Source organism: Neobacillus cucumis (assembly GCF_016908975.1).
Lineage (GTDB): Bacteria > Bacillota > Bacilli > Bacillales > Cytobacillaceae > Neobacillus > Neobacillus cucumis.
The window spans coordinates 208,214-227,089 of sequence record NZ_JAFBEX010000008.1; the positions used below are offsets into that span (position 1 = coordinate 208,214).

Annotated in this window: 20 protein-coding genes; 6 read left to right on the top strand and 14 right to left on the bottom strand. The window is 38.8% G+C overall.

All coding sequences use genetic code 11. From position 1 onward, the window contains the following. Nucleotides 1-98: 98 nt before the first annotated feature. Nucleotides 99-941 carry a YtnP family quorum-quenching lactonase gene (locus JOC76_RS12760; RefSeq protein ID WP_205178100.1) on the bottom strand — a complete coding sequence of 281 codons (843 nt, stop codon included), beginning with the start codon at nucleotides 939-941 and terminating at the stop codon, nucleotides 99-101. A 93-nt stretch (nucleotides 942-1,034) separates the two neighbouring features. After that, entirely contained in the window at nucleotides 1,035-1,676 is a 642-nt protein-coding gene (trmB, locus tag JOC76_RS12765; RefSeq protein WP_205178102.1) for a tRNA (guanosine(46)-N7)-methyltransferase TrmB, read from the bottom strand. A gap of 161 nt (nucleotides 1,677-1,837) precedes the next feature. Here trmB and JOC76_RS12770 point away from each other — a divergent pair, with 161 nt between their 5' ends. Beyond that, nucleotides 1,838-2,116 (top strand): YtzH-like family protein, encoded by a 279-nt coding sequence (locus JOC76_RS12770; protein WP_205178104.1) that lies wholly within the window; start codon nucleotides 1,838-1,840, stop codon nucleotides 2,114-2,116. On the opposite strand, the gene JOC76_RS12775 is transcribed toward JOC76_RS12770, so the two are convergent. The 4 genes from JOC76_RS12775 to thpR form a co-directional block, all read right to left on the bottom strand. Next, nucleotides 2,117-2,890 carry a phosphotransferase family protein gene (locus tag JOC76_RS12775; RefSeq protein WP_205178105.1) on the bottom strand — a complete coding sequence of 258 codons (774 nt, stop codon included), beginning with the start codon at nucleotides 2,888-2,890 and terminating at the stop codon, nucleotides 2,117-2,119. Nucleotides 2,891-3,102: 212 nt separating this feature from the next. Continuing rightward, complete coding sequence (gene pulA, locus JOC76_RS12780) at nucleotides 3,103-5,238, bottom strand: type I pullulanase (RefSeq protein ID WP_205178107.1); 2,136 nt, start codon at nucleotides 5,236-5,238, stop codon at nucleotides 3,103-3,105. Next, entirely contained in the window at nucleotides 5,225-6,208 is a 984-nt protein-coding gene (locus JOC76_RS12785; RefSeq protein WP_205178109.1) for a diacylglycerol/lipid kinase family protein, read from the bottom strand. The genes pulA and JOC76_RS12785 overlap by 14 nt, the downstream gene beginning before the upstream one ends. A 25-nt stretch (nucleotides 6,209-6,233) precedes the next feature. Continuing rightward, nucleotides 6,234-6,803, bottom strand: a complete 570-nt coding sequence (thpR, locus tag JOC76_RS12790; protein WP_205178111.1) for an RNA 2',3'-cyclic phosphodiesterase — start codon at nucleotides 6,801-6,803, stop codon at nucleotides 6,234-6,236. Nucleotides 6,804-7,083: 280 nt separating this feature from the next. Between thpR and cysK the strand changes: the two genes are divergently transcribed. The 3 genes from cysK (at nucleotide 7,084) to JOC76_RS12805 (ending at nucleotide 10,190) form a co-directional block, all read left to right on the top strand. Further along, complete coding sequence (cysK, locus tag JOC76_RS12795) at nucleotides 7,084-8,013, top strand: cysteine synthase A (RefSeq protein ID WP_205178113.1); 930 nt, start codon at nucleotides 7,084-7,086, stop codon at nucleotides 8,011-8,013. Between the two features lie 419 nt (nucleotides 8,014-8,432). Then, nucleotides 8,433-8,654 carry a DeoR family transcriptional regulator gene (locus JOC76_RS12800; protein WP_007086548.1) on the top strand — a complete coding sequence of 74 codons (222 nt, stop codon included), beginning with the start codon at nucleotides 8,433-8,435 and terminating at the stop codon, nucleotides 8,652-8,654. A gap of 192 nt (nucleotides 8,655-8,846) precedes the next feature. Then, nucleotides 8,847-10,190 (top strand): amino acid permease, encoded by a 1,344-nt coding sequence (locus tag JOC76_RS12805; protein ID WP_205178115.1) that lies wholly within the window; start codon nucleotides 8,847-8,849, stop codon nucleotides 10,188-10,190. Nucleotides 10,191-10,315: 125 nt separating this feature from the next. Here JOC76_RS12805 and JOC76_RS12810 read toward each other — a convergent pair whose 3' ends face one another. From JOC76_RS12810 to JOC76_RS12835, 6 genes are all read right to left on the bottom strand, one after another. Then, on the bottom strand, nucleotides 10,316-11,185 hold the full coding sequence (locus tag JOC76_RS12810; RefSeq protein ID WP_205178117.1) for a DUF4405 domain-containing protein: 870 nt from the start codon (nucleotides 11,183-11,185) through the stop codon (nucleotides 10,316-10,318). A gap of 444 nt (nucleotides 11,186-11,629) precedes the next feature. After that, nucleotides 11,630-11,974, bottom strand: a complete 345-nt coding sequence (locus JOC76_RS12815; protein ID WP_205178118.1) for an ArsR/SmtB family transcription factor — start codon at nucleotides 11,972-11,974, stop codon at nucleotides 11,630-11,632. Beyond that, nucleotides 11,975-12,391: an SRPBCC family protein gene (locus JOC76_RS12820; RefSeq protein ID WP_205178120.1), complete on the bottom strand. Its 417-nt coding sequence runs from the start codon at nucleotides 12,389-12,391 to the stop codon at nucleotides 11,975-11,977. It abuts the gene before it with no gap. A 354-nt stretch (nucleotides 12,392-12,745) separates the two neighbouring features. After that, nucleotides 12,746-13,555 (bottom strand): adenosylmethionine decarboxylase, encoded by an 810-nt coding sequence (gene speD / locus JOC76_RS12825; protein WP_205178122.1) that lies wholly within the window; start codon nucleotides 13,553-13,555, stop codon nucleotides 12,746-12,748. 112 nt (nucleotides 13,556-13,667) lie between these two features. Further along, nucleotides 13,668-14,387 carry a pseudouridine synthase gene (locus JOC76_RS12830; RefSeq protein ID WP_205178124.1) on the bottom strand — a complete coding sequence of 240 codons (720 nt, stop codon included), beginning with the start codon at nucleotides 14,385-14,387 and terminating at the stop codon, nucleotides 13,668-13,670. Further along, nucleotides 14,377-16,008, bottom strand: coding sequence for a putative polysaccharide biosynthesis protein (locus JOC76_RS12835; RefSeq protein ID WP_205178126.1), 1,632 nt, complete (start codon nucleotides 16,006-16,008; stop codon nucleotides 14,377-14,379). The genes JOC76_RS12830 and JOC76_RS12835 overlap by 11 nt, the downstream gene beginning before the upstream one ends. 203 nt (nucleotides 16,009-16,211) lie before the next feature. Between JOC76_RS12835 and JOC76_RS12840 the strand changes: the two genes are divergently transcribed. Further along, nucleotides 16,212-17,486 carry a BaiN/RdsA family NAD(P)/FAD-dependent oxidoreductase gene (locus JOC76_RS12840; protein WP_205178128.1) on the top strand — a complete coding sequence of 425 codons (1,275 nt, stop codon included), beginning with the start codon at nucleotides 16,212-16,214 and terminating at the stop codon, nucleotides 17,484-17,486. Between the two features lie 8 nt (nucleotides 17,487-17,494). Here the strand turns inward: JOC76_RS12840 and JOC76_RS12845 are convergent, their stop codons facing one another. Next, nucleotides 17,495-17,680, bottom strand: coding sequence for a sporulation protein Cse60 (locus tag JOC76_RS12845; protein WP_205178130.1), 186 nt, complete (start codon nucleotides 17,678-17,680; stop codon nucleotides 17,495-17,497). Nucleotides 17,681-17,801: 121 nt separating this feature from the next. On the opposite strand from JOC76_RS12845, the gene JOC76_RS12850 reads away from it, so the two are divergent. Beyond that, nucleotides 17,802-18,224 (top strand): hypothetical protein, encoded by a 423-nt coding sequence (locus JOC76_RS12850; RefSeq protein ID WP_205178132.1) that lies wholly within the window; start codon nucleotides 17,802-17,804, stop codon nucleotides 18,222-18,224. 310 nt (nucleotides 18,225-18,534) lie between these two features. Here JOC76_RS12850 and JOC76_RS12855 read toward each other — a convergent pair whose 3' ends face one another. Continuing rightward, on the bottom strand, nucleotides 18,535-18,849 hold the full coding sequence (locus tag JOC76_RS12855; protein WP_205178134.1) for a rhodanese-like domain-containing protein: 315 nt from the start codon (nucleotides 18,847-18,849) through the stop codon (nucleotides 18,535-18,537). Nucleotides 18,850-18,876 lie beyond the last annotated feature (27 nt).

The window sequence follows — 18,876 nt, forward strand, 5'->3', positions numbered from 1 at the left end:
CGTGTCAATACCAGTAAAAAAAGTTATGCACGAGTACTAATCCTATTTGCTAGGCCATATAACAGCCGCATCCAAATAAGGATACGGCTTTTTCTTCTCTACGGTTGTCTATTTATAGTTGCAGTGATTTGCTTACCGTCTGCATCCCATTTTACCGCTCTGTAAAATGCATCATGATAAAAGGTAAACCAAGCATTTTTCGCGAGCCCTAAGCTAAGCCACTTTTGCTTAGCTGCAATGGAAGTCATCGGGTAGTCGTCATATGCCATGACCCATAACACGTTTTGATGAGCGTGTGTGGGCATAAGGTCGGCCATATGAATAAGCACTTCTCCCCCATCCTCAATATGGAGAATCGAATGTCCATCACTATGCCCGCCGGTATGAATCATGGTTATGTTTCCAAGTTCCCATTTTTCTTTAAAGGGAATAACCTGTGTTTCGACTGCCTCCCAGTTTTCCTTCCAATATGTATTTTTCGAACGAATATTGGGTCTTCTCATTTCGTCCCATTCCACTTGGGAAGTGATAATTTGGGCATTAGGAAAGACTGAGGCATACTTTCCATCTACAAGTTTGGTTAGTCCACAGGCATGGTCAAAATGCAAATGGGTCATTAAAACATAATCTATATCCTCAGGTGTTAGCTCCAGCTGTTCTAATGATTTCACTATCTCAGATTCTTTTGTAACCCCATAGTTTCGTAATTGTTTTTCCGTTAATTTACCTGCTCCCAAACCGGATTCCACCAATATATTTTTCCCATTCATTTGAATGAAAATTGGGTCTGTTAGACATTCAATTTGATTTTTCTCATTTGCCGGATATTTTTTGGACCATAATCCTTTGGGGACAACTCCAAACATAGCCCCGCCGTCCAGATAGGTAACTCCACCAGATAACCATGTAAGCGAAACATTTCCGATATTTAACGATTCCATTCCATCTCCCCCTTTTAATTTATATTAGCATTATCTAGATTTTGGATAAAATAAAAAAGACAGCATCCATAAAGGAAACTGTCAATAATACGTTTAGTTTTGATATTTTACTTCACATCGGTAAATCCGGTGTCCTTGTTCCGAAAATTTTTGTTCATATTCGGTCATGACGTTGCCTTCATACTCACTTTTATGAAAATCAAGACTTACATATTTCAATAATAAGCCATAAGCGGAAAAGCTCATGAGAGAGTACTCAAATAATCCCTGATTATCGGTTTTAAAATGAATCTCCCCGCCATCGACCAATATATTTTCATAAAGGCTCAAGAAATCCTTATACGTTAATCTTCTTTTTTCATGACGGGACTTTGGCCATGGATCGGAAAAATTCAAATAAACGCGGTCCACGTCATTTTTTGTAAAGTACTTATCTAATTCGGCAGCATTTACATTTAGCAGCTTAAGATTTGGTAAATCAGCTTCAATTAGTCGATCTAATGCAGCCACAATGACGCTGTCGTAAAGCTCAATTCCAATATAATTAATATCCGGATTGGCTTTAGCCATTCCCGTTACAAATTGACCTTTTCCTGTGCCTACCTCAATATGCAGCGGCTGGTCTTTTTCGAAAGCCTCATGCCACTTTCCCTTAAAACTTTCTGGGTTGGCAACTACAAATTGTGGATGCTGCTCTAGTTTGTCCTTTGCCCAAGGTTTATGTCTAAGTCTCATTCTGACACTCCTAAAAAACGTTATCCTTCAAAACATACCATGCAATACTTTTTCATGCAAGTCAAACTAAATGGAAATAAGGTTTACGCATAAACAAAAAAAGAATCCACAACCTAACTGTGAATTCCTTTTTCTATTTCCACTTGAAAGGATGTGCTTTTATGCCATTAAGTCATGGTGACCAAGTTACACTGTTAAAAGATATACTAAACAATCATCAAACGGATTGCTGTGGGTCTGTTTCAGAATGTGAACAATTAGAGCGTTTAGTGAAATCACTTATGGTTAACACCCAAATTGATACAAACGTCAAAAATATCTTACAGGAAGTATATCAATACAGTCAACATGGTTCCCAAACAACAGATTTAGATCAGCATATTCAATCTAATCAAGAAAATCTTTCTCAATGGGTCAACGATATTAACCAATTTTCTTAATTAGAGGATATTTCGCAAGAAAACAATCCATTTATTCATTTCTTCAAAACGGTTTTTATTTTTATACCATTGAATGGATGAAAGTGTTTGAATGGTCACATACCATTTCATTCTTAGTTTCAGATTTTCGGTAAGCTCCTTACCATAAAGCTTTAACCAGTCCTCCCAATTTTCTTCTGGGATGTACCAGTAAAGCAGTAAACCTAAATCAATGGCTGGGTCGGAAATCATCGCACCATCCCAATCAATCAAATACAACTGGTTGTCTTCTGCAAGCAGCCAGTTGTTATGGTTGACATCTCCATGACAAACCACTTTCTCATCACAGTTAACATTTAAGGCTTCCTCTTTAAGGAATTGTATCGCTTTTTGCGATTCAGGTAACGCGAGTACCTCTTTATCTAATTCCTTTAGAACCGACTGTAAAATAGGCTCAGGGTTTACAGGCGAATTCTCTATTCGGCTTAACATTCCAAGCATTGGTTCAGAACAGTGGATTTTCTTAAGCAATCTTGCAACACTTTCTTGGTTCATTTCTGAGGGATTTAACTCCCGGCCAGGTAGCCATTGCTGCGCTGTTATTACATCCCCGTTTTCCAATCGTTTTGTCCATACAAGCTTTGGGACAATCCCTTCTGCTGATAACACTGCAAGGAATGGAGAGGAATTTCGCTTTAAAAATAGCCTTTGATCTTGGTATTCTGCATAAAAGGCTTCTCCAGTTTTGCCTCCAGCTGGAGTAATCTCCCACTCTTGTCCTAGTAAATGTTCCAAAATTGCTCACCTTCAATTTATGCCGTTCTAATGGGCTTATTCCTCTAATAATAAAAGAGGTAAAACCTGTGTTGCCGGAAGGTCTAGTAACCACAATTATCACAAAAGCACTTTTTTATAAATAAAAAAAAGCTATTGAACCATTGCACACAATAGCCATCTTAATAAATTTTATCTCCTATTCCCTTTTTTCGTCAAGTAATCTTGAAAAACTATTTTTTTAGCAAAACATTTAAAGAAACTGGTTCCAAGATATATTCGGGTGCCTTTTTGAATTCTTTCGCCGTTAATCCTGCAAACTGGTGGTTTGCTAAAATCCCCCATTCCCCTTCAGGAAGCGTCATCGGCTGTGTTTGAGAAGAAGGGTTGATAACAAGAATGACTTCCTGACCAGAAAATTGATACAAACATCCAATCATTGGTGAGGGGAGGATCAGTTCTTGTGTGTGAGAACGAATTTCTTCCGAGGTGCGCATCCGAAAACAACTAAACTTCTGACGGATTTGAATCAGCCCTTGAATATACTCTACATTTGCCTTGAAGGTCATTTTTCGTTCCCAATCGAGCTGATTAACAGTATCTAATGAACGATAGCTATTTCCATCACCATGCTTTGTTCGAAAAAACTCCTGCCCACTGTGAAGAAAAGGGATCCCTTGTGATAACAGAACGATTCCTGTTGCAAGACGATGGTATTTTTCTCGAATCAATTGCCCCATGTCTGAATAGCAGCCTTCAAGTTTATCCCATAGTGTATGGTTATCGTGACATTCTACATAATTGACGGATTGAGATGGTTGATTAAAAAGTCGAGTTCCCTTTTTGGTAAAGCCAATACTGCCGGTTAAAACCTCCATTGCGGCATCAACCAAATGCTCATTTCCTAAAGCATATCCTTTATCAAACAAATTAAAAGTGCTTCCTTTAATCGTATCTCTAAATTTATCATTAAACTGTCCAATTTGTGGAATCTTTGCTTGATTAGCAATGGTTGCCTTTTGTGCTGCAGGTAAAGGGGTATTCAGGTTCCATCCTTCGCCAATAATCAGGACTCCATCAGCAAGACTGTCACAAGTCTTTTTCACTTCATTCATAGTAGTTACATCTAGAATCCCCATCAAATCAAATCTAAAACCATCAATATGGTATTCCTCCAGCCAAAACATGACGGAATCAAGGATAAATTTCCGTACCATTCTTCGTTCTGAAGCCACATCATTCCCAACTCCGGTTCCGTTTGAGGGTAAACCAATTTCATTATGACGGAAGTAATAGCCTGGAACGATTTTTTCAAAAGAGGATTGTTCACGAATATAGACATGATTAAACACGACATCCATAATGACTCGAAGCCCCATGCTGTGAATTTGATCAATTAATTTTTTTAACTCGTTGATTCGGGAATATGGATTGGATGGGTCGGTTGCATAGCTTCCCTCTGGAGCGTTAAAATGAAGTGGATTGTATCCCCAGTTATACTGTTTTGATGGATTTAATTCATCCACACCGGCAAAATCATTAAACGGGAGGAATTCCAGATGAGTTACTCCTAAATCTTTTACATAGGTTAAGCCTGTCGGTTCACCATCCTTCCCCTTGGTATTTAATTCCCCAGCCCCTAAATATAACCCCTTATGCTTAACACCGCTTCCCTGATGAATCGTAAAATCACGTATATGGGTTTCATAAATAATGGCATCCACTGGGTTTTCGAATGGAGGTAAGTTTGGTCTTGGTCTGCCAGTCTTTTCAAGTTTCACGATGACCCCTTGCTCTCCATTGGGAGTTACAGCCTTAGCATATGGGTCTACCGCGTCACGCCACTCTTGATTAACCAGTACAAGAAAGCTGTATTGATAATACTCCAAATCACGGTTAAGAGATATGGACCAAACGCCATTATGTTCGCGCTTCATTTTTATAATTTCTGAATAGCCATTAGCTGGGGAGCGCAATTTTAACTTAACCCCTGTTGCGGTGGGTGCCCATAGTTTAAAACAGGTTTGGCCAGTAGGAAAGGTTACCCCTAGGTCATCCCCTTCATAATAAAATTGTTGATCAAATTGTTCAGTGCGGATGACTGCCCCTATTTGTAATTCCGTTTTCCCACCATGCTCATCAAAAATCCAATAGGGCTTTCCAAAGGAAAATTCCCCTTCAAACTGACAAATATATTTATTGTAATCCTCAATCTCCGTCTTATCTAAAATCTCTAACGATGTCTTTGCAGCATCTGCTGCCATGAAAAACAATGAGGATAGTCCATGATGATATGAATAGGGAAGAAGAATAGTGACGATGTTCATTTCATCTAAGTAAGCAAAAAAATTCCTGTTAATAGAATTCATTCGATTCCCTCTCCTTCAAATCAGCTTCTTCCTTCCCTTGGCTTCTAGATAACACCTCTAAGGCTTTCGCTTGAAGGTGAATCGAAAGTGGGGTAAATCCGATATGTTCTCCGTCTGCATGGACATATTGTGTTCTCGATGATTGAATGGTAATATTTTTCCCCCTAAAAGTTTTTACTTCCTTAAAATGTATATGCCTTCCCCAAAACACACTAAGGAAAACCATTAAAAGCTTCCATCTTGGTAATTGGTGGACAATTGTAATATCAAAAAGACCGTCATCCGGCTCTGCTTCCGGTGATATTTTCATTCCACCGCCATAAAACGGCTGGTTGGAAACAGTTACAAACCATGTTTGTTCAAATATATGCTTATTCCCGTCAATTGATAAATCAAATGTTGCAGTTTTATAGGTAAATACAGTTTTTAATAGAAAAAAGACATAAACCAGCCTTCCTAAGGACCATTTATTTAACCATGCTTTTATTCGAGATTGGTTTGCTTCATAAGAAATAATGGCATCAAAACCTGCACCGAGATTATTAATAAAATAATGTTCCTTTTTTTCATTGATCACCGCTTTACCGATATCGATTTTACGCCCTGGCTGCTTTTGCAAGCGCAGAATAACTTTTAGAGCTTCTATTGGATCGATTGGAATAAGAAACCCTCTAGAAAAGTCATTTCCTGAACCACCAGGTATAAATCCAAGAGGAATTTTTTGATCATGAGCAATCCCATTAAGCACTTCATGAAGGGTTCCGTCTCCACCTACCGCAATTATGAGCTTTTCCTGTTGATTTTTCTCGGCAATCTGTTTGGCAAGGGACTGAGCATGACCAGGATATTCAGTAAAAAAAGCTAGATAGTGGATCTGCTCCAGCTTCAGTTTTGACTCTACTTCTTTCCATACATTTAAACAGTAACCATTTCTAGCGTTAGGATTAATGATAAAATAAATTTGTTTCATATGACCCACCTTTACATTCCAACTTCTATGATTTCAATGGGAATATGGTGACTGCTTCATATTTTGGCGTTTGGTTGAGATGTGTTTGATACACTACCACATCTTTCGCTTGGAAAGGTAATGGTTCCGGCTGCAATCCATGCCAAACATTTAATAAATCAGTTTGAAATTCCCCCGTTCCCTTCCACTTCCTAGCTAAGGTAATATGAGGCCTAAATGGTCGAGTTTCTAGTACAAATCCTGCCTTCAGACATGCTTGAAATACTTTTTTTCTACTATTTATCAATTCTTCACTATTCTCTGTATCAGCCCAAAAGACTCGGGGAGAATCTTCCTTCCCGAAAAAACCTAGTTTGTTTATTTTTAATGTAAATGACTCTTCACTATGTAATGCCTCTTTAACATACGTTTCAGCCAACTTAAGTTTCTCTGGTTCTGCCGCTCCTAAAAAAGCTAAAGTGATATGTAAATCCATAGGATGCACCCACCGGCTGAAAGGAAGTGTTTCTTGTAATTTTTCAAGATGATTCTTCATAATCCGTTTTGTTTCTTCAGGGATTCTTACAGCGAAGAAAAAATGGGGTTGTTGATTCATTCATCATCACAATCCTTTTTTTAATTTTAATCTATTTTGACCCAATTGTACCTACAATCAAACCGGTAATTAGGCGATATTTTTTACATTGTGTATTATTTTCTTTATGATAATAGAAAAGCGGAAGCGCCTTGACCAGGGGCGCAAGGCTACAGACGAGCCGGCGAGAAGGCTGCACTTTAGCCTGCTTGACGGATTGGCTGTAGACCTCTGAGCCCCTAGGCGCTGAAGCTGGACAATTCTAAAAGTCTTAAAATTACGTTTAGAAGGGAAAGCCCAAATGAGAGTTGTTAACAATATTGCTGAATTGATTGGAGAAACACCGCTTGTGAAACTAAATCGCTTTGCAGCTAAAGAGGGGGCCTCCGTTTATTTAAAACTGGAATATTTTAACCCAAGCAAAAGCGTGAAGGACAGGGCTGCCTATAATATGATTGTTCAAGCAGAGAAAAGCGGCAAGTTGCAAAAGGGTTCCACTATCATTGAACCGACAAGCGGCAACACAGGAATCGGCATTGCCATGAACGCAGCCGCAAGAGGTTATCAAGCTATTATCGTGATGCCTGATACCATGACAAAGGAACGAATTAGTCTTCTAACAGCATATGGTGCAAAGGTTGTCCTCACTCCAGGGGATAAAAAAATGCCCGGTGCGATTGAGAAAGCAATTGAATTAGCTAGCGTGATCCCTAATAGTTTTATCCCGATGCAATTTGAAAATCAAGCAAATCCTGATGCTCATAGACAATCTACTGCCCTTGAAATTTTTGAGGCTATGAAGGAAATCGGTAAACCACTCTCAGCTTTCGTTGCCACAGCCGGAACCGGTGGTACGATCACTGGAACGGGGGAAGCCCTAAAAGCGTATTATCAAGATTTATCCGTTCATGTAGTCGAACCAAAGGGATCTCCAGTATTATCTGGCGGAAAACCTGGTAAACATAAACTTGTTGGTACAAGTCCTGGGTTTATTCCAGACATTCTTAATCAACACGTATACGATGAAATTCATCCCATTTCAGATGAGAACGCATATGAAATAACAAGAAGATTAGCCAAAGAGGAAGGAATTTTGGTTGGTCCTTCGTCAGGGGCTGCTTGCTTTGCTGCATTAGAGGTAGCCAAACGCTTCACTCCAGAGGATGTCGTGGTTTGTATTGCTTGTGATACCGGTGAACGGTATCTATCTAGTGATTTGTTTCAGTACTAAACTCTTATTCACAAACGCTAAAACTATGTAGACAAAAAGACGTGATCACTTTAGCACGTCTTTTTGTCTTTTCAGAAAATCTCTCTATTTTAACTAAAAATTCAAATAAATTATCATAAAACAAGGACCTACGCCCATATTCTAAAGTATGAAATAATGTAGGAGGTGAGAAAACAAGCGGTTTTCCATTAATTACCGAAGAATTTTTTGACTTTTTTACTATATTGGTAGAAATTTTCTGAATTTATGGGTACAATAAGGTTAGATGTATGACATCTAAGTGTATCCTCAGTAACATTCCATTAAAGGAGATGTCTGCGCGGAAAAGAAACTACATATTTCTTGAAGAGTCTTCTTCAAATAGGCTGTCGGTAGATGGATTAAGCCATAGGTTTGAAATTAGGATAGGGAGTGGTTCTTTGAAACCTTCAACTAACCGGATGTTAAACCGCATCAAATGTATCTACATGTTTATCAGAAATAACGGCACTGTTACGACGCAAGAACTTGTAGAGGAATTTGGTATCACTCCTCGAACCATACAACGAGATTTAAATGTCTTAGCCTATAATGACTTGGTCATAAGTCCAAGCCGCGGAAAATGGACAACGACACAAAAGAAAGTCAAGATGTCATCTTAATTTAAAGAAACTAACCAATCAGCATAAAAAAGCATGCGATTTTATCGCGTGCTTTTTACATTTTATATCACCTTTTATCCTTTAGCAATACTTCTAATCTATTTGACAAGAATAATAATTATGATATATTAATATAGAAAGTTACTTTAACGCTTAAAAGCGTCTAAGCAAAAAAGAAAAGTAGGTACATATATGAAAAATAATCAGCAGCAAAATTTACAAAAGGGGCTCATGCCGCGGCACGTCCAGTTTATCGCCCTTGCTGGAATGATCGGAACAGGAATTTTCAAAGGGAGTGCTGATACGCTAAATATTGCCGGACCCAGTGTTATTGTCGCCTATTTAATTGGAGGATTATTATTATTCATTATTATGGCAGCATTAGGGGAAATGGCGCTCGCATTTCCAAACATAAACGTTCAGCATTTAGTGAACAAAGCATTTGGATTCCAAGTTTCCTATCTCATCGGATGGCTATATTGGATTAACTGGATTCTCGTCACGGTGGTTGAATTATTAGCAGCAGGAAGTTTTCTTCAATTTTGGTTTCCTTCTGTTCCATTATGGCTGTTAAGCTTTCTATGTGCTGTTATCATTGTTGGCATCAATTTATTCCAAGTCAAATATTATGGTGAGTTGGAATTTTGGTTTGCCGGAATTAAAATTATTGCCTTGATAGCCTTTATAATCCTGGGATTATTACTTCTTTTAGGATTAATTCCAAGTAATATTCAAGATCCAATCTCTAACTTTACAGAACACGGCGGCTTTTTCCCGCATGGACTAAGCGGAACATTTAGTGCATTCTTAGTTGTTATGTTTTCTTATGGCGGTGCTGAATTAATTGGAGTTGCGGTTACAGAAACAAAGGATGCAGAACGTGTCTTACCTAAAATTATCAAAGGCGCAGTCTGGCGCGTCATCATTTTTTATGTTTTCCCCATCATTATCATTTGCGGGATGATGCCTTGGAATAAAGTGACTGGGCAGGACAGTCCATTTGTTCAGGTTTTCAGTAGTACAGGCTTACCTGGGGCAGCGCATATAATAAACTTTGTCCTGTTAACAGCTGTTCTTTCAGCAGCCAATTCTGGTATTTATGCTACCTCTAGAACCTTATTTTCAATGGCTCAAAGTGAGGTAGCACCAAAGGTTCTTGCAAAAGTTTCCTCTAAAGGCATACCAGTGACCGGAATTATGTTGACAAGTATTTTTATTTTAGCGGGTGTTTATTTAGCGTACTTAACACCAAGCCAGGTCATTGGTTACTTAATGACAATCCCTGGTTTTACGGTCATGATTATTTGGATAGGCATTTGTGCCGCCCAGTTAAAATTAAGACCGCATTATAAAAATCAACCTGCCTTTAAAGTGAAATGGTTCCCTTATTCTACTATCTTTGCCCTTATATCATTAAGTATCATTTTTATTGGATTCCTCTTTAATGCAAATAATCTGATTGGGACTATTGTTAGTGTTGGAACCATTGCCGTTTTAGTCATTCTATCCTTTAAATACAGGAAACCTAAAAGGTAATTAAATAATAGCTTAGGATGTATCCAAAAAAATGGAGAGTGATTCAATTTGAATCAACTCTCCATTTTTTTCATATAAGGAAGTTTGTCCAAGAGTGTTTAAGAAATGTCTCACGCAGTGGCTAATTATTTTCCTTTTCCTTTTTTCTTTTTCCTTCCGAATAGTTTTTTCAGATAATACGTAATGATTACAAATACAAACATCATCCCAGTGTAAGTTCCAATAACTCCAAGGGCATTAGATGACCCGCCGCCGTCGTGTCCATTCATTTCAGCTTTAAAGTCCTGAGCACTATTTGCATTCTGTGTAGAGCTTTGAGCCGTACTATTTGTAGTAGTTTGTTCCGAGCCTTGAGCCGTGACACCATCAGGACCATGGAATCCCCCGCCATCGTGACCTTCTATATTTTGAGTGCTGCTACTGCCAAAGACAGAAGTTACCCCTGATAGCTGGTTCACAAAACCGTGGCTATTCATTTCGTACACTCCAAACACAAGGATAAGCACCGTTAATCCTCTTGCTGCATATCGCCCCCATGCGAATGTGGTTTTGATCCGCCAGATTTTGTTCCATACATTCACAACCCACTGCCAGTGTAACCCGACATGAACACCTATTAAGACTAAAGTTAGGTAGGAGACCGCAATATGGGTAACATGGAACCATCCTTGGTTCGTAACTTGGATATTTGGAAAAACGACTTTGGAAATAAGAATTCCACTTATGATAACAAAAGTCATGCAAATCAATAACAACAAATTTAACGCATAACTGCCTCTTAAATTCCATTGTAATTTTCTATCAAATATCTTACGTGTTACATTTACGACCCATTTCCAGTTTAAAAATATATGGGTAAAATACATGACTGCAAAGACCAGCCCTGCTATTTCGTGAAAGGACTGACCTCCCAAAACCCTTTTATTAAAAAACAATACAAACAATACAGCCATTAATAAATCTAAGGAAAATTTAATATAATTAATTTTTTTCAATGGAAATCGCCCCTGGTCTTCCACAAATTTTTTTCGAATAAAGTTAATATTTTTGATTTCTAAATCAGAGGTGGGATTCTCCACCAATTTGATGTTATGTACACTTGGTTTTGATTTTTAGGAATCAGACTACATTGCCTCCCTTCACTTCCCAAACATCGTATCAATTTAAGCTGAAGTCCACTTGAAGGTTGGCTGAAAGTTTGCTGAAAGATAAGAAAAGCGCAAGCGCCTTGGTCAGCCCCGACAACCATAAGCGCTCCAAAAAGGAAGGCGCTTTTTGCCCTTCCTTTTTGGAGTGGCTTATGACCTCGAGGGGCTAGGCGCTGGAGCTAGACAATTCTCGAAGTCGAAATTTATACCTTCTTATCTATAAAAAAATACCTATAGATGAAACACTCTTTTTCAAGTGTCCTATCTATAGGTACCATATTATTTAACGCATTATTTCTCGGGTTTCGAATCTGATTCGTCCGATTCTAAAAAGCGCCCCAGTGCACCCAGTTTATTTTCCCAAAATAGTTCAAAATATTGGAGCCAGTCTTTTAGTTCGAATAATGGTGCAGGCTCGAGCTTGTACCTTGTCTCTCTGCCTACCTTCCGCTCTTTCACTAAACCAGCTTCGGATAAAACCCTAAGATGTTTAGAGACAGCCGTCCGACTAATCGGAAAGTGTTCACTAATGGCTGTAACCGGCATTTCTTGGTTACTAAGCAGTTTTAAGAGACTTCGACGGGTTGGGTCAGCAATCGCTTGAAAAACATCATGTTTTGCTGAAGAAGCAGTCATTTATGCCTCAACATAAGCTTGAAGCTTTTTCACAAGGCCTCCCCAGCCTTGGTTCATGTTTTCACGAATTGGTGTATGCGGTGCCCCAAATTCAGTGACTTTATTAGCATCCCATCCGCCGTGGATTAACGTTACTTCTGTTTTTTCATCTAATTCTTTTAATTCAAATGTTAAGGTCCAGTCTTTTCCCCAATTAAAAGAGAGTCGGTTTGGCGGGTCTACATGTGTCACCTTGCATGGTGACATGCCGAATTGCCCTGCATTTATATGAAACTCATGACCTTCTACCGCCTTCAGGTCATTGGGCATGAACCAAGCACTAAGACCTTCTGCTGTTGCCACAGCATCCCATACTTTCGCAATTGGTGCATTATAAATAAGTGTGTATTTAATATCTTGTAATGTTTGATTTTCCATAGTGAATTCTCCTCTTCAATTATCATTATGCAACCATTTGGTTTCATAATTAAATAATATAACACCTTTTGGTTTCACGTCAAGCTTTTTAAAAATAGGCTCTGTTCTAACTTAATGTTGATTTCATATGTTTGAAAAAATAAACGTTAAATTTCCGTTTATATGATCCAAATCTATGGATTTCGTCTTATTTAGAACAGTTAAGCGGAAATTCTCCGCCTATATCCGCTTTTTAAGCTTCCCCTATGGACATTAGCGGAAATTCTCCGCCTATGAATTCTCATACCTACACGAAAAGCAACAATGAATAATAACACAGCCTTAAAAATTAAAGAGCTCCGAATGCATGAGCTCTTAAACGATATTTGTTCCATAAAATATTTCATCCATTTCGGTCTTTAATCGCCTGGTAATTTCAATATGTTCATCCGGAGTTAGCTTGTCCTTTGTATAGCCAAATAAATAGTTATTTAAATCAAATTCACGCAGTTTGCATTTGGTATGGAAAATGTTTTCCTGATAGACATTGACGTCAATCATATCAAATAATTCACCAACATCTTCAGGAATATAGTTCTGGATAGAGTTGATTTCATGGTCAATAAAGAGCTTATGCCCGGTCTTGTTTCTAGTAAAACCACGCACTCTGTAATCAATGGTAATCACATCTGTTTCAAATGACCTAATTAGATAGTGGAGTGCTTTTAGGGGCGAAATTTCTCCACAGGTTGAAACATCAATATCAGCCCTAAAGGTACTTATTCCCTCATCCGGGTGATATTCTGGATATGTATGGACCGTGATATGACTTTTATCTAGCTGCATGACCACCGATTCCGGCAGCGGCCCTGGTGATTCTTCAAAGGATTCTGACGGGACATCATGTGTTACTGGTCCCTCTGATACTAATAAGGTGACACTTGCCCCAGTCGGCTCAAAATCCTGACTTGCCACATTTAAGACATGAGCTCCGATGATGTCTGCTACATGTTTTAAAATCGTTTGCAGCCTTTCTGCACTATATTCTTCATCAATATATTTTAAATAGGCTTCACGTTCTTCTCTCGTTCTGGTAAAGCAAATGTCATACATATTAAAACTTAATGACTTAGTTAGGTTATTAAAGCCATGTAATTCAATAGCCTGTTCATGTGTTAGCTTCATGACAGTTCCCCCTTAACAACACTTCTTAACATGTAGATTACCCATTTTTATAGTTATCAACCACCTTATAAAAGAACATAAAAAAAGCAGCTAAAAATAGCTGCTTTTTTTACTATTTAACTTGATACTCTCTTAATAACTCCACTTCTTCATCTGTTAAATCACGATATTCACCAAGTTCAAGGGTCTCATCTAACGGGAGCGGCCCCATGGAGATACGCTTTAAGTAGACAACCCTTTTCCCTACAGCCTCAAACATTCTTTTCACTTGATGAAACTTACCCTCCGTAATCGTTAATTCAATATCTGAACGCATACCGGACTTTAAAATTTTCAATTCACCTGGCTTTGTTACATAGCCGTCATCAAGGGTTACTCCTTTGGCAAAGGCTCTTACATCTTCTTCGGTTACTTCTCTGTCAATAACAGCAAAATAGGTTTTCGGTACATGTTTCTTTGGGGACAGCAAGCGGTGCGCTAATTGACCATCATTAGTGATTAACAGCAAGCCTTCCGTGTCCTTATCCAATCTTCCGACAGGAAATGGCTCAAACACTTGATCTCCAATCTCTAATAGATCAATGACTGTCTCCCCTGCACTATCCTCTGTTGCTGACAGCACCCCTTGCGGCTTATTCATCATTAAATAGATAAATTCTTTGTATTCAATTACTTCACCATTTAAGGTGATGGTTTGATTTTTTTCATCCACATGTTGTTTTGAATCTTTCACAATGACATCATCTACACGAACCGAACCGCTTTTTAAAAGCTGCTTGACTTCTTTCCGGCTCCCGTACCCAAGGTTTGCTAACATCTTATCAATTCTCAACGCTATGCCTCCTTCTTGGCATCTTAAATTTACCGATGATTCGGTCAATCTTATTTCCGAATAGACGAGTTGCCAGTCCGGACTTTAATCCTAAATAAAAATAGATTGCTGCACCTACAAAGGCACTAATTAGGATAATGATAAGCGATTGAATTTTCGAACCTGGTGATAAGAATAACAGTAAAAATTTATAAATAATTTCCGTTCCCAGCCACATACATCCGGCAATAATCATGATTAATAAACTCCGTCTCCAAACAAATCGATATTGATAGCGGGAGAAATATTTAATGACTATTAAATTAATAATAATTGAGGCCAAATATCCAATAGCAGTTGCCAGTACCGCCCCTCTTGTTTCAAACATTTTTACGAGAGGAATATTAAGAGTTAGTTTAACCAATAGACCAAACAGTAAGCTTAAGATTGTATAACGCTGTTCATTAATTCCTTGCATGATCGCAGCTGTTACCGAATAAAGAGAAAAAAGAATGGCAACGGGCGCGTAAGCACTTAATACCTGCGTGCCAAGAGCATCATGTTCATAAAAAATTGTATAGACAGGCTCAGCTAACAATGATAACCCAATCGCGGCTGGTAAGGTTAAAAATAGTAATACTTGAAAGGTTTGATTTAATTGATTCGTTAAATTTTCCCGATCATTCTCAACAAATGCCTTGGTAATGCTTGGCACCAGTGTTAATGAAAAAGCGGTTGCCAAGGAAACAGGAATGATGACAATCTTTTGCGCCTCAAAGTTCAAGATCCCAAAAGCAGTATCAGCCAGTTTCTTTGAAGTTCCCATTTCCACCAAAGCCTTTGTAAGCGTAAATTGATCAATAAGCTGAAATAATGGGTTCGCGATTCCTACAAAAACAAAGGGTGCGGCATAAATAAAGATTTCTTTATAAATTTCTTTTAGTGAAACCTGTACTGTACCTTTATCTGACTCTAAAAGCTCATTTAAATATTTTTTCCGTTTATACCAGTACCAAAATAGGACGGCAAGCCCTCCTATAGCTCCCACGAAAGCAGCAAAAGTGGCTACACTTACAGCCGTTACCATAGAACCGTTTAAATATTTGAGAACTACATAGGCCCCTATAATCGTGAATAGGATCCTGACGATTTGTTCGACTACTTGCGACGAGGCAGACGGTCCCATGGATTGATGCCCCTGGAAGTACCCTCTAATTAAACTCATAAAGGGCACGAGGATTAAGGCATAACTAACTGCCCGCATCACTTGAATCACATCATCCAATTGACCATTCCCAGGATTACTCATCTCTGACAAAATCGGAGCAGCAAAATACATAATTAAAAACGCGCCAAATCCAGTTAAAGACATTACCACTAACCCGGATTTGAACAATTTCCTACCTACGGCATATTCTTCCAGTGCATTATATTTGGCAATAAACTTGGATACCGCCAATGGTACTCCTGCCGTTGCGATACTTATAAATATCGTGTAAGGGACATACCCGTATGAATAAAGCTGTGTCCCTTGTTTTCCAACTATTTGATAAAATGGTATGACATAAACAAGACCTATTACTTTCGAAAGTATGGTTCCTAACGTTAAGATAAACGTTCCTCTTAAAAGCTTTGATTGCATATAATCCCTTCCTACCCGAAAGATACGTTCGTTCTTTCACAAAGAATAATCGACTTTTTTTGCGCACTATTAGTAGTTTACAACTTCTTTTCCTTCGATGCTACTCACAACCGTGTTATTTCACTTAAAAAAATGGCTAACTTCGTTTTTTTTTCACAAGTTTTGTTTATAATGAAGTGACTACATAAAAGTTGGTGGAAAAAATGGATTATGATGTAATCGTGATTGGCGGCGGTCCTTCCGGATTAATGGCGGCAATTGCGGCCGGTGAAAAAGGGGCACGGGTTCTCTTAATCGATAAAGGAGACAAATTGGGCCGAAAGCTTGCTATTTCCGGCGGTGGGCGCTGCAATGTAACCAATCGGCTCCCCGTTGAGGAAATCATTAAGCATATACCAGGCAATGGAAAATTTTTATATAGCGCTTTTTCTATTTTCAGTAATGAAGATATTATACGCTTTTTCGAGAAGCTGGGAATTGACCTAAAAGAAGAAGATCATGGAAGGATGTTTCCTGTCAGCAATAATGCTCAATCAGTGGTTGATGCACTTTTACAACAACTAGAGAAGCTTCGTGTAAGAGTCTTCAAGAATAGTCCTGTGGCAGATGTCCTCTATGAAAATGGACATGTTGCTGGAGTGCTGCTTAAAGATGGGCAGAAACTAGCAACTCAATCGGTTGTCATTGCGGTAGGCGGAAAATCAGTCCCGCAGACAGGCTCAACTGGTGATGGATATGCCTGGGCCGAAAAAGCAGGACATACCATTACAGAATTGTTTCCGACAGAGGTGCCTGTCACCTCAACTGAACCATTTATCAAAAAGAAAACTCTCCAAGGATTATCATTAAGGGATATTCAATTAAGTGTATTAAATCCAAAGGGAAAACCACTGGTTTCACACCGAATGGACATGCTGTTTACCCATTTTGGCGTCAGCGGTCCGGCGGTCTTGCGCTGCAGTCAATTTGTCGTAAAAGCAATGAAGAAATGGAATTTAAAAGAAGTAACCATGAGCCTTGATGCCATTCCTGATCGAAAAGAAGAAGAAGTTTTTCAAGAAATCATAAAAATGGTCAAAGGTGAACCTAAAAAAAGTATTAAAAATACGTTAAAGGGACTGGTTCCTGAACGTTATCTATTATTTCTACTAGAGATTCATCATATCGATCCATCCGAGCAAGGTGGCACCATATCCAATGAAAAAATCCGTGCTTTTGTTAAGGGCTGCAAACAATTTCAGTTCAAAGTGAACGGCACTCTTCCACTGGAGAAAGCATTTGTGACTGGCGGAGGAATTACCGTTAAAGAGATCGAACCGCAGACCATGGCCTCAAAATTAATGGACGGTCTATATTTTTGTGGAGAAATCCTTGATATCCATGGTTACACGGGCGGCTATAATATTACTTCTGCCTTAGTAACCGGCAGGTTAGCAGGGACTAATGCTGCAAAATCAGTAAAAACTAAAAGGGCGTGATGTTTTTATCACGCCCGATAAATAATCATCGCAGAAAAGCAATATATCTGCTCTTCTTCTTCTTCCTCTGTCATGGCTGCCACATTGTACTTAATATCGACCAAGCTTTCCTCGTCAATTCCTTTTAAAAATCCGTTCATTTCCTTTTCTAGATCTTTTTCATGTTCCCTGTCAAATAACTTTACTTTAATCATCTAACTCTCCCTCTCTTTTTTTCTACTATTATTCACACTTTTTCAGAATTTTAAAAATAAGCAACAAAAAAAGTTAAGGATATTTTAAGTTTCAACTTGTAAACTCTCTCTGTGGGACAATTTGAAGGGAGCATTTCAAATGGATACTAAACAAAAAATTTCCTGGGGCGTTAGCTTTGGCAGCTTGGCTTTAGTTGCAGGAATGGTCTCCTATCTCGGATTATCAAACAACGGTAATCAAAACAATCAAGTTGCCGTTAACCAAGGGCAACAAACAAATAATAATACAAATCAGCAGCAACAAAGTGGCGTAAATCAACAACAGGGACAAGATCAGCAATCAGGACAAACGTCTGATAGTAGTTCCTGGAGCGGAGATAGTACATCAGAGTTTGATCAAAGCCAACAAGATCCAAATGATTCTTTGGACAATAGTGGACAAGACTCTAGCACAGATGATCAACAACAGGCTCCATTTTCAAATGGCGCCGATTCATTTTCTGGTCATCATCATGGCTTCGATACAACGACAGGTGGGACATGATAAGAAAAGCGCAGGGCGCCCGCTTATCGGCGACAAGCACAAGCCAATCCGGCCGAAAGGTTGTTCTTTAACCTTTTGGACGGATTGATCAAAATGTGGAGGCGACTGTTCTGGGACTCTAGGCTAAGACGTACCCTGTAAGAAGGCGTTTTTTGCCTTCTTCAGGGGGTGGCTTAGGCTTCGAGTCCCAAGGAGACGCAACTGGATAAGCTTGTGATTCGAGCCGATGGCGCCCGGAGCTGGACAATTCTCGAAGTCAAAAATTTTTACCTTCTTATCTTAAAAAAAACCGATTCCAATCTGGAATCGGTTATTCTGTGTATTCTGTTTCACCTGTCCAAGCAAGCATTCCGCCAATCATATTGCGGACCTTGTAACCTTGTTCTTGAAGATAATAGCATACATTCCCGCTTCGGTGGCTCGAGCGGCAAATAAAAATATATTCCTTGTCTTTATCAAAGTAATCAAGATTACCAGGAATATCCCCCATACGAATATGCTTGGCCCCCGGAATCATCCCAAAAACAACTTCCTCATCTTCTCGTACATCTACAAGCTCTAGCTCTTCCCCCGCTTTGAGCTTTTTTTGTAACTCTTCTGGTGTAATGATTTTAATTTCTTCCATCCCATTCATCCCTTTCAGAAAAACAAC

Excerpts from the sequence above, each read along its gene's own strand:
- JOC76_RS12840 (WP_205178128.1), top strand. The coding sequence starts at position 16,212 with ATGGATTATGATGTAATCGTGATTGGCGGCGGTCCTTCCGGATTAATG.
- JOC76_RS12770 (WP_205178104.1), top strand. The coding sequence starts at position 1,838 with ATGCCATTAAGTCATGGTGACCAAGTTACACTGTTAAAAGATATACTA.
- JOC76_RS12845 (WP_205178130.1), bottom strand. The coding sequence starts at position 17,680 with ATGATTAAAGTAAAGTTATTTGACAGGGAACATGAAAAAGATCTAGAA.
- JOC76_RS12805 (WP_205178115.1), top strand. The coding sequence starts at position 8,847 with ATGAAAAATAATCAGCAGCAAAATTTACAAAAGGGGCTCATGCCGCGG.
- trmB (WP_205178102.1), bottom strand. The coding sequence starts at position 1,676 with ATGAGACTTAGACATAAACCTTGGGCAAAGGACAAACTAGAGCAGCAT.
- speD (WP_205178122.1), bottom strand. The coding sequence starts at position 13,555 with ATGAAGCTAACACATGAACAGGCTATTGAATTACATGGCTTTAATAAC.
- JOC76_RS12760 (WP_205178100.1), bottom strand. The coding sequence starts at position 941 with ATGGAATCGTTAAATATCGGAAATGTTTCGCTTACATGGTTATCTGGT.
- JOC76_RS12785 (WP_205178109.1), bottom strand. The coding sequence starts at position 6,208 with ATGAAACAAATTTATTTTATCATTAATCCTAACGCTAGAAATGGTTAC.
- JOC76_RS12835 (WP_205178126.1), bottom strand. The coding sequence starts at position 16,008 with ATGCAATCAAAGCTTTTAAGAGGAACGTTTATCTTAACGTTAGGAACC.
- JOC76_RS12855 (WP_205178134.1), bottom strand. The coding sequence starts at position 18,849 with ATGGAAGAAATTAAAATCATTACACCAGAAGAGTTACAAAAAAAGCTC.
- cysK (WP_205178113.1), top strand. The coding sequence starts at position 7,084 with ATGAGAGTTGTTAACAATATTGCTGAATTGATTGGAGAAACACCGCTT.
- pulA (WP_205178107.1), bottom strand. The coding sequence starts at position 5,238 with ATGAATTCTATTAACAGGAATTTTTTTGCTTACTTAGATGAAATGAAC.
- thpR (WP_205178111.1), bottom strand. The coding sequence starts at position 6,803 with ATGAATCAACAACCCCATTTTTTCTTCGCTGTAAGAATCCCTGAAGAA.
- JOC76_RS12815 (WP_205178118.1), bottom strand. The coding sequence starts at position 11,974 with ATGACTGCTTCTTCAGCAAAACATGATGTTTTTCAAGCGATTGCTGAC.
- JOC76_RS12820 (WP_205178120.1), bottom strand. The coding sequence starts at position 12,391 with ATGGAAAATCAAACATTACAAGATATTAAATACACACTTATTTATAAT.